This window comes from Bifidobacterium sp. POST2/T3 (B1), from assembly GCF_058197115.1.
Map to the genome: position 1 here is coordinate 1 of NZ_JBVPQK010000075.1, position 10,787 is coordinate 10,787.

The following is a 10,787-nucleotide window of genomic DNA, read 5'->3' on the forward strand; positions in this document are numbered from 1 at the left end:
AACCAGGCCCGGCGGCTGCTCAACGATTTGGATGCCTATCGTGCCTCCACCTGGCGTCAGGGCGAGGACTTGGAGATCGTGGCCACCGACTGGATGCGCGAGGTCTTCGAGCCTACTGTGCGCATGATCCCGCCGGAGTACCGCTCGCAGATCGAACCTGCCCAGTTCTTCCATGAGGTGCTGACCCACCGCTGGCTGATGGCCGAGAAGGCCGGACACGATGTGCCCATGGCCGAGGCCGTGCAGAGCTACATCAGCGAGTCCCTGCCCGAGTATCGGCTGGATTCCGAGGACATGAAGACCATCAACGAAGAGGCCGATGCCGGGGTGGTAGACGACGAGATGAATTGGCAGGGCGGTCATGCCCAGGCCGGTCAAGGTGAGCAAGCCGGCCGCGATCGGACCGACAAGGATGCAAATGGCCGTGAAGTGGAAGGCCAAGACGCAGCTGACAGTGAGGTGCCTGACCAAACCAATGCTGGAGGCCAGACCCGAGCAGGCATCCAGACGGACCGTGACCGGGCTGTCGAGAAGGTGTCGTCACAGCCGGCATTTGAGGACGCGAATGGCGGCCGACGCTCGCTGAGATCGGTCTACGCACCCGGCAGCCTGGATGCGGCTGCCGACCAGGACGATCAGGACGATGCAGTCTGGGCTTCCAGCTGATTATTTGATCTGTGCGGCAAGGGTCTGCTGCATGCTGGCTACTGCGCGCAAGCTGTTGCCGCTTGGCCTGTCCGTCTTCAGATTGCCGGTGCCTGCCCGGGGCTATTTCGCTTGGCTGGCGGACCGTCGGCGTGCCATGGCTACGGCGTAGAGGCTGATGCCGGCTGCAACCGAGGCGTTCAGGGATTCCACCGAGCTGGAAATGGGGATGGAGGCCAGGGCATCGCAGTTCTCGCGAACCAGGCGGCTCAGCCCCTTGCCCTCGGAGCCCAGGACCACCACCAGCGGATCGGTCTCGAAGCCTGTCTCGCCTACTGTGGTGGTGCCTGCGCCGTCCAGGCCAACCGCGTAGTAGCCGCGCTCCTTGAGTCCTTGGATGGCCTTGGTCAGATTGACCACGCGGGCCACTGGCAGATGGGCGGCGGCTCCTGCGGAGACCTTCCAGGCCGCAGCTGTGACCGAGGCGCTGCGTCGCTCGGGCAAGACCACCCCCGAGGCCCCGAAGGCCGCTGCTGAACGGATCACGGCCCCGAGATTCTGCGGGTCGGTGACCCCGTCCAGGGCGATGAACAGCGGACGGGCGGCAACCTTGGTCGCCTGATCGGCTCCTTCCAGGGCGGCTGCGTGCTTCTCGGCCCTGTCGACCAGGCTCTGCAGGGAGGCGTACTGGTAGGGCTGCACCTTGAGGACCACGCCCTGGTGGTTGCTGGACCTGGCGATGCGGTTCATCTCCAGACGGTCGGCTTCCAGCAGGTTGAGTCCCTCCTGTCCGGCCAGCCGTACGATTTCTCTGGTCCTGTCGTCGTGTTCCATCCGGGCGGCCAGATAGAGCTGGCTGGCCGGGACTCCTACACGCAGGGCTTCCAGGACTGCATTGCGGCCGATGACCAGATCATCGGAATCGGAGGTGAATCGGTCGGCCCGGCGGCGGGCTGCCAGACGTGGATCGGCCGCCTGCCTGCGCTGGGCCGCCTGTCGAGCCTTGTAGGCCTTGTGGTAGACGCGATCCTCAGCCTTGGGGGTAGGTCCCCGGCCGCGCAGTTTGTTGCGGTGCTTGCCGCCCGAACCCTTGGTCGGGCCTTTCTTGTTAGCCATGTCTTCAGTGTAAAGGCAGGCGGGAACTGTTCAGCTGTCTGTCGGCCTCAATATTTGCAGGGTGAAGACACGCTGTAACCAGGCCGTGTGAGTCATCCCAGGGCGGCCAGCTGGTCAGGATCTGGGAACTCCATCCACTCGACCGGAGACTGTCCGCTTGAGGCCGGGGTAACGGCGATGTGGGCCATGGATGACCGGGCCGAGGCCCCATGCCAGTGTCTGATGCCTGCCGGGCAGAAGACCACGTCACCGGGCTCCAGCCTGCGGGGCTGATGGCCTTCCTCCTGCTCCCACCCCTGCCCGGCGGTGACGATCAGCAGCTGGCCGTGCGGGTGGGTGTGCCAACGGTTGACGCACCCGGGTTCGAAGGTCACATTGCTGGCGGAGCATTCTGCGTCCGGATCAGTCAGTCGGTGCAACCAGACATGACCGGTGAAGTTGGGTCCGTCAGCCGAGTCTCCCAAGGGATAGGGCCCTGAATCCGGCTCGGTTCCAGTTGCTGTTGCAGGGGTTTTCTGGCTCTCGTCGTCGTGTTCGCCCTCACCGTAGATTTCCTTGGCCAGGTCGAAGGCAGACCATGCCTTGGGCCAGCCTGCATAGAAGGCCAGGTGGGTGATCAGTGCCACCATTTCAGTGCGGGTGACGCCATTGCCCTTGGCCATGGCCATATGGCTCTTCAACTGGGGGAAGAGTCCCATGCTCATCAGACCTGCGCAGGTGATCATGCTGCGGTCCCGAGCCGAAAGTTCGTCCTCGCGGGACCAGACCTGGCCGAAGAGCACATCGTCGTTGAGGTGGGCGAATTGTGGTGCGAACCGACCGAGCCGGTCGTGGCCCGCCGTCTGTTTGATTACCATGAGTCAGTCTCCTTGCCATCCTCTTGGCCGGGTCATTCCGGCAGATTCAGCTATACCTCTTCGAGTGTGCTCGAAGTCAAGGTGCCCAGACTATCCCGGATGATCAGCGAGGTAGGCAGGGCCAGGGCTCCAGGGTCCTCGGTGACAGGTGGGATGCCGGCCTTGCGCAGCCGGGAGATCAGGGCGGACTGTTGGCGGGACTGCCCGGTCTCGGGCTTCCGACCCAGCAGAATATCCGCTGCAGCATGTCCTATGGCTCTGCGGGGGATCCGAATCGTAGCGACAGCCGGCTTGACGACAGGGGCGACCATGGTGTTGTCGAATCCGATGACGCCGACCCTACCAGGCACGGTGATCCCTTTGGATTGCAGTCCCAGAATGACTCCAGCGGCAATCAGGTCATTGTAAGCGACCACAGCATCGGGAGGTTTCTGCTCCAAAGCGGAGACGGCCTGCCTACCGCCTTGGACAGTAGGATCCACTGGACCCATTCGCCGGCATTCCAGCCCCATAGCCCGACTGAGTGCTTGCACGCTCTCCCAGCGGGAACGGTCGGACCAGGCCCCCACCCGGCTGGCTATGTAGACCACAGAACGTCGTCCCTGCCGCCGTATCAGTTCCAAGGCTTGGGCCAGGCCGGTGGAGGCATCGGGCAGGACGGAGGGAAGGCCCTCCATGGGGCGGTTGAGAATTACAAGAGGCAGGCGGCGTCCCAGGCGCCGGGCCGTTGGCGCCCGGACCTGATCAGTGGCCAGAATAATTCCACGGGTGTGCCCGACCAGTTGTCCCAGCAGGTCTTCCGTATGCCCCAACTCGGCTCCGGCTTCGATGATGCCGACTGCACCTTGCTGAGGAAGAGCTTCCTGAGCGCCGGCAAGGATCTGGGAGGAAATGCCGTTGGAGGTGTCCTGGACCAGAAAGGTTATCATGACCGGCCCGGTCGCATCCTTGCTGGGAGGATGATCAGGCAGGGGGTATCCCATGGATCGGGCCAGGGAGCGGATCTGGCTGGCAGTCTGCGAATTCAGCCGACTGGGATTGTTGAGCGCACGGGAGACCGTGGACGGGGACACTCCGGCCCTTGCGGCCACGTCGATCATGCGCACGCGTCGGTGCCCTTCCCGCCCCTGTGCGGGCTCCGGGGATCTTCTGGACAAGCCTGATGCTCCGTTCCTTGCCTGATATGGCTGCACTGGCATTGTAGGCGGCCTGCCTGCAGATCGGCGCTGATGCGTCCGAAGACCTCCTCGGTCAGTGGATAGCAGCGGATGAGCAGGACCGAGATGGTGAACATGGCAGCCGGTACCAGGCCTACAGCCAGTCGCATGTTGACGCCCAGGGCCGGATTCTGGGCAACATTCATGCCCGGCCTGTAACCCAGGAAAGACAGGATGGCCGGCCCCGCCCATCCATTGATGGCCGCTCCGACCTGGCGGGTGATGCTGAGGGCGGCCATGGAGGCTCCGGCAGTGTTCCCGTTGCCGGTTCGCCACTGCTCGTACTGCACCGAATCCGCCTGCATGGCCCAGATGCAGGGGGTGATGACCTGCACTCCGATGCCGTTCAAGGCTATGCAGGCGACGGCAGGCCAGGCGGACCGGACCAGGATGAAGGCCAGCGAGGATCCGATGACCATCAGCCCGCCCAAGGTCCAGGTGCCCCGTTTACCTAGATGCTGCACCAGCCAGGGCGAGCAGGGGGCTACAACAACCCCGGCAAGGACGCCGACCAACGTCAGGGCGAAGGTGATTCGTCCGGTCTGCCCAGGGTTGCCGACGGTCAGAACCTCTTTAGCGACGATGGGAGCCAGCGAGGCCACAGGATTGGTCATGAACAAGGTGGCCAGACAGACCACCAGCAGGGGGCGATTGCCGGCCAGGAGCCGCAGATCCTCTTTCAGGGAGGTGCGAGGGACTGCCGGAGGCAGGTAGCGCTCCCTGGTCGTCCGGGCCATGATCAGATAACCCAGGGAGCCCAGCAGACAGCAGGCGGCGACCACCGGAAGAAAGAGTCGGGAGGGGTCCATGTCGTTGACCCGCGGAGCCAGGGTAAAGGTCAGGACGACCCCTGCCGCCGCTCCGCCGAAGGTGCGGGAGGCCGCCAGGCGCTGGCGGTCGTCGGGGTCCCGGGTCATGGCTCCCAGCAGGGCTCCGTAGGGCACGCCGCCCAGGGCTCCAAGGAGCTGATAAAGCAGGTAGGTGGCGATGGCCCAGCCGATGCGCACCGGCATGGGGGCGCCCGCCGGAATGGTGTACATCAGGGTGACGGAGATCATCATCGGCAGGCCGAAGACGACCACCAGCCGCCGCAGACCGCCCTCCTGGTCTTTGGCGCGTCCGTCGGTGATTCTTCCGGCGACCATGTAGACCAGGGCCTGGAAGAGGTGGGCTCCCAGGAAGATGTCGGCCACCAGCATAGGGTCCATGCCCAGGTAGAGGTAATAGGTGGTCAGAAAGAGGTTGGTCATCTGCCAGCCGACGTTGTTGGCGGCATCGCCCAGTCCATAGCCCAGAATGGCGGACCTGGGCAGGGACTCAGCGTTCATGGTCGCCCTCGGCGATGAGACAGGGAAGGGAGACGGGGGATTCAGGTCCGGCTCCTGCCGCATTGATGGCGCTGACGCTGACCGTGTATTTGCCGGGCTCCAGATCATCGAGGGTCAAGGTGGTCTGTTTCGCGGCCAACCGCAGTCTTGTATTCTGCTCACTGCCCATTTCGCGCATGGTGACCAGATAGGCCTGTAGAGGGATGCCTCCATCGTTCGGGGGCGACCAGGATGCCTGCATGGTTTTACCGGAAGAGGTCAGCCCGGGTTTGGCCGGGCGTCCGGGCGCATGTCCCAGAATCAAGGGATCGCCTTGGGAAGAGGGGGGCGAGACCCGGCCATCCTCGGTGGTGAAGGCTGCCATGACCCGGTAGATGCCTGGCGGAACCTGCCGGAAACTGTGGGTCTGTCGGCCGGCGGGCAGCCAGACGGTCGGCTCAGGCCCATGGTCGTCGGTCGGTTTCAAGGTCAGTTCGCACCCTGGAAACCCCTGAGGGACCTGGTCAACAGTCACATGTACGGTCATGTCCGCCAAATCAACGCTGACCTGGGGGTCGCTGGGCCTGGGCAGCGCCGGATCAATCCTTCCGGCTTTCTGAGGGCCTATATGCAGTTCAAGCGGGTCTGCAGGTTCGCCGATGCCCGTGGAGTTGCACTCCTGCAGGATCATCCGCCAGGAGCCGAAGGGGATTCCCTCCAGGTAGGCCCGTCCTTGAGGCCGGTCCAGGTGGAAGGTCATGGACCTGCCTTTTTGGTCACGCAAAAGGACCTGGGCGGTGTGGGGCGCGTCGGCCTGGTGTCGGATTGGTCCGTACTGCCAAGCCAGGCGCAGACGGTGTCCGTGAGGCTGGGCGTCGATGCTCTTGGGAGCTGCGGGTATGGCTGGCAGACGATGGCGGGCGAAGGCCATGATCTGGCTCAGCTGCAGGGCGTACCGTCCTCCCTGATAAGGGTTGGCGCGCAACCGGGTTGCCTCGATTTCGATGAACCTGATATCGCTCATTGGGGCGAAATCGAAGGCCTGCGGGCGACCGTCCGCCGGCAGTGGATAGTTGTTGCGGCTACAGACCCGAGTCCAGCTGTGGCCGTCCGATGAAAGGTTGATGGAGAAGTCCAGCGGAAAGCCCTGACCCTGGTTGGGGTCAGTCGATCTGCTGCTGGTTGCGTACTCCATCACGCCGAAGGAATCGGTGCCTGATCGCTGGCTGGGTTGGTTGGCATCTCCGGACGGATTGCGGCCCCGGGGTGCTAGGACCACCTGGGACAGGGTGGCAGCCTGTCGCATCTCCAGGAGAATCCACTCCCGGTGGTTCCGGTTGCTGACGTTGCTGGACCAGCCGAATCGGTCGTAAGCGGCTCCGAGACGGCCGTCGACCAGGGCAGCCCTTGTCCATCCCGGCAGATCAGCCTGGGAGGAGACTTGGACTCGGGCCCCTGCGGCAAGATTGGCCCGGGCCTGTCGGGGAGGCCGCCGCCCGGCGGTGAAGGTGACCGTCACCGTGGCAGTCTCCTGCAGCGCCCCTTGGAAGCGCACGCGGGCCCGGTAGAGATGCCCGGGCTCCAGGCCGGAGGGATTGACAGTGTAGTAGATATCCTGCTCGTGGCGCAGGTTCCCGTTCATGCTTTCCAAGCTGAAAGCGCCCTCAGCATCCTCCAGGACTTGGGCGCTCCAGCGCTCGCTCATTGCGCCGCCCTCCTGACGCAGATGGATGCAGTGCTTGACCTCTCGTGATACCCATTCCACCCGGCCCAGGTCGATGCGGGGGCGTGCGGTCCCCAGCCGAGGCGGAGCGGCATGGTCGATCCATCCCAGGAAGTTCTCCTCCCGGAAGACCTGTCGCCCCTGCTTGCGCACGCACAGGACCAGAAGGAGTCGGGCCCCCTGGCTGGCCTGATCCTTGGGCACGGTGATGGTCACGGGTACGGTCCGCCAGGAGGCATATGGGACCTGCACCCGTCGGCGTCCTCGGTCGACGACTATCCGTCTGCCCCCTGGGCCACGTTGCCAGGCCACTTGCCAGACCAGCTCAAGGTCGGTTCCCCGACGCTCTTCGTCATTGTGGACAATGATGGTGCGTCGGCTGGTCATTGCGCGCGGGTAGATCCTGTGGGGCTGCCCCAGGCGCGGTTCACGGTCGAATTCTCTGTCGTAGGCGGCGACATCTGCGAAGGAGGCGGCTATATATCCAAAGGCCGGCCCCTCTTGCCAGGGTTCGTCCTTGCCGCGCCAGGGATTGAACTGGGGGCGCAACAGCCTCTTAGGGTTGAGCCCCCTGCGGATTCTGCGCCGGTCCGGTTCCAGGCAGGCCTCGATGTTGTCGTAGATGAAGGCGGAAATGCAGAAGGGCTTCCAGTCGACCACTCGTGTGGTCCGTATGCCCCTGGTCACCCGTCCGACCTCCCGGCCGAAGTCCGCCCGGGAGATGGTGTCCGGATCGCCGTTGAGCCGGCCATGGTAGATGTCGGCAATCTGCCCCTGCTCATCGTAGCGGGGGATTCCCGCGGTGGAGACCGAGAATTCCTCGCCGGCGGCCAAGGGCAGCGGTGAATCGATGTCGTAGAGGGCATAGATGTCTGGAGCCGAGGTCATACCCGAGGGATACCCACCGTAATAGTGGCGGGAATCCTCATCGGTAATGGGGGCATTGAAGCCGTCATTGACCACTGGCCTGGTACCGTCCTGCTTATGGACGGCTGCTTGCAGGGCTGGGATGAGCAGGTCGCCATCCTTTGGATTCCATGCCTCGTTGGTGGTGGACCAGAGGACGATGCTGGGGTGGTTCCGGTAGGCCCGCACCCACCGCTGTGTCCACTCGACATAGTGCCCGATGGCTTCAGGTCCGTAGCTCATGTGGAATGGCGGATTCAGTTGAACATTGGCTGGAGAGCCTGGATTCCAGAAAGCCGTCTCCTCCTCAAGGAGCATGCCGGTCTCGTCGGCTCGGTCGGCCAGGGCTTGCGAGGGGACTGAGCGGATGTGGTTGCGCAGAATATTGAAGTTGGCATGTCGATAGGCATCCACCCAGGCCTTGGTCATGTCCTGACCGGATTGGTTGTCCTCAAGGATCAGCCCATAGGCATCGCCGGCCTCGTTGATTAGGTCGCGGCTGCCTTGGTTGAGTAGGCAGAGGGAGTCGCCGCGCAACCGGATGGGGGTGCCGTTGAGCAGGTACCGATCTCCCTGGCGCTGGAATTGCCGGAAGCCAAATCGCTCTTGGGCACGGTCGACTACATGGCCGTCGATGTCGAGAACAGCCTGCATGACATACAGGAAGGGGTCGGTCCGGGACCAGTAGTGTGCGTTCGGCCAGGCCATCTGCAGGCGGATGATCTTGGAGGAGCAGGGATCCAGAGAGCAGGATACCGGGTTGAAGGCCAGCACGGTCCGGCCCTTGGGCATCGAAGATTTCCAGGGTCGGACCTCGGCCCTGAATCGCAGATCGCATGGGCGCTCGCTGGTGTTGATCAGCGTTGCATTGAGCTCCAGCAGGTCGTTGGAAGGGTCGGCATCGCCGCCCAGATCGGGGATGATCTGCAGATCTTCGATGCGGATCTTGGGCTTGCTGCTGAGCCAGACGTCGCCGCCCAACCCTAACCGCCCGACGAGATTCTCTGTGCCAAAGGGGAAGAGCAGCCGGTCAGGGCCCTCTGTAGAAGTCAGGGCATCGGTGGGAAGGGATTTGACGCTCCAGATTTCGATTCTTATCTGGTTGCGTCCGGCATGAACCGCCCTCGTGACATCCAGGTCATAGGGGAGCAGCGTCATCAGATAGCCCCTGGTGGATGACGGCCCCACCGGTATTGCGTTGATTGACACCTTGCCCAAGGTGGCTAGGGCATCCAGATGCAGGATTATATCCTCATTCGGGTCAAGGGTGTCTAGGAAGAATTCCCTGAGGTAGACGCCATGGCGGAGGTCTCGGCTCCAGGAGGCCGGATAGCCGGTGGTCTCTGGCAAGCTGTCCCACCAGGTGGGCACCATGACGGGATATCCCCGGTCTCCGTCGTCGGGGTGGAAGTCCCAGATGCCGTTGAGATTGAGTTTCACGCCGCTTCGCCTCGCTGCCTGCTGCTGTGTCAGTTCCCGACCGGTCATTATGGCCGGTCAACAGGCAGAGTACATCGAATTAAGGCATTGCCATTTATTGCCAATCCGGACCCGGGTAGTGGGGGCAAGGCTTGCTTCAAACATGGCGGTTGAAGGCAGGCTTCTGGCCTGAGCGTTCTGGGAAGGTCGGTGAATATACAGGCACAAGCATGCAGATGCCAGGCCTTATGGGCCAGGCCTGAGGCTGATCAGTCCGAGACGTCGGCCTTGTAGAAGTTGATGTAGGAGCGGGAAGGGGTTGGCCCGCGCTGGCCCTGGTAATGGGACCCATTGTGCTTGGAGCCGTAAGGGTACTGGGCGGGCGAGGAGAGCTGGAAGAAGCACATCTGGCCAATCTTCATGCCGGGCCAGAGCTTGACCGGAAGGGTGCTCACGTTGGACAGCTCCAGGGTGATATGCCCTTCAAAGCCGGGATCGACGAATCCGGCGGTGGAGTGGGTCAGAATGCCCAGACGGCCCAGGGAGCTCTTGCCCTCCAGGCGAGCGGCCAAGGTGGAGTCCAACTTGACATACTCCCAGGTGGATCCCAGAACGAACTCGCCGGGGTGCAGGATCCAGGGTTCGTCCTTGGGGACCTCGAACTGCTCGGTCAGCGCGCCCTGGTCCTCCGCCGGATCAACATAGGTGTACTGATGGTTGTTGAAGACTCGGAAGTAGCGGTCCAGGCGTACGTCCACGCTGGAGGGCTGGACCATGGCGGGCGTCCAGGGGTCCAGATTCAGGTGTCCTGCCTGGTGGGCATCCAGGATGTCATGGTCGCTGAGCAGCATGCCGAGGTATCTCCTTCAGGTTCGTCGGTTGAGGGTCTCTCCTCTGGCGGGAAACCATTCTGAATCCAGTCTAACCGGCCCTATACCCGCTTTCTGATCTGGCTGTATTCACAGAGAATTTTCAGATAACGCTATCGTCACCATAAGGTAGCTGTTCTTTACTATAGATGTCGGCTCAAAAACCGATGGGCGGTTGACCTCCGCCCGACAACTGATTTCCCTTTCTTCTCTCTCGCCCGGCGGTGTTCACGCACCGCCGGGTTCTCTTCATTTTGGGGGAAGTATCAGTGCACCGACGTTTCACGTGAAACCGCATGGCCAATGACTCGATTGAGTTCGTTGAGTCTTATACAGGACGGTAGGGCGTTTGCAAATCCAAGAGTTGTCTAGTGCTTGGCTGTGCCGGTCATCTGCTCTTTTGACTTCTGCCTCTCCTGGATTCGAAACTCAAGGTAGACGAATCTCAAAGACGGAATCGTCAGTTTTGCACAGTCGCATTCTCAAGATTCAGGTTCTTCTTCTCTGGCATCTGTATAGGCTGTGCTCCGATGCGCGGCTCGAACTATAGGCACAAAATTAAAGGCAGCGGTTGAAGATATGGAAGAACCCCCGTCAGTTATGGCTATGACGGGGGTTCTTCACCGTGGGGAGGGGCGGCGTTCTTCTTGCCTTCGGCGGCTGAGGGAAGAGGGGGACTATCACTTTGCCGAAAGCAGTCCGAACTCCGCTCCCTCCCCGGTTCGAGC

Annotated in this window: 7 protein-coding genes; 1 reads left to right on the forward strand and 6 read right to left on the reverse strand. The window is 62.6% G+C overall.

The genetic code is table 11. The features are described 5' to 3' along the window. The coding region (locus tag AC0AP0_RS05235; RefSeq protein ID WP_490429607.1) for a DUF4032 domain-containing protein at nt 1-666 on the forward strand (666 nt) is incomplete at its 5' end. A gap of 102 nt (nt 667-768) precedes the next feature. Here AC0AP0_RS05235 and rlmB read toward each other — a convergent pair. From rlmB to dcd, 6 genes are all read right to left on the reverse strand, one after another. Then, nucleotides 769-1,761: a 23S rRNA (guanosine(2251)-2'-O)-methyltransferase RlmB gene (gene rlmB, locus AC0AP0_RS05240; protein WP_046323552.1), complete on the reverse strand. Its 993-nt coding sequence runs from the start codon at nt 1,759-1,761 to the stop codon at nt 769-771. A gap of 92 nt (nt 1,762-1,853) precedes the next feature. After that, a complete protein-coding gene (locus AC0AP0_RS05245; protein WP_490429608.1) occupies nt 1,854-2,618 on the reverse strand; it encodes a carboxymuconolactone decarboxylase family protein in 765 nt (254 codons plus the stop codon). A gap of 50 nt (nt 2,619-2,668) precedes the next feature. Beyond that, nucleotides 2,669-3,718 (reverse strand): LacI family DNA-binding transcriptional regulator, encoded by a 1,050-nt coding sequence (locus AC0AP0_RS05250; protein ID WP_490429611.1) that lies wholly within the window; start codon nt 3,716-3,718, stop codon nt 2,669-2,671. Further along, on the reverse strand, nt 3,715-5,163 hold the full coding sequence (locus AC0AP0_RS05255; protein ID WP_490429609.1) for an MFS transporter: 1,449 nt from the start codon (nt 5,161-5,163) through the stop codon (nt 3,715-3,717). Before AC0AP0_RS05255 ends, AC0AP0_RS05250 begins: the two co-directional genes overlap by 4 nt. Then, nucleotides 5,153-9,211: a fibronectin type III domain-containing protein gene (locus AC0AP0_RS05260; protein WP_490429610.1), complete on the reverse strand. Its 4,059-nt coding sequence runs from the start codon at nt 9,209-9,211 to the stop codon at nt 5,153-5,155. The genes AC0AP0_RS05255 and AC0AP0_RS05260 overlap by 11 nt, the downstream gene beginning before the upstream one ends. Nucleotides 9,212-9,459: 248 nt before the next feature. After that, nucleotides 9,460-10,041: a dCTP deaminase gene (gene dcd / locus AC0AP0_RS05265; RefSeq protein ID WP_015022650.1), complete on the reverse strand. Its 582-nt coding sequence runs from the start codon at nt 10,039-10,041 to the stop codon at nt 9,460-9,462. Nucleotides 10,042-10,787 lie beyond the last annotated feature (746 nt).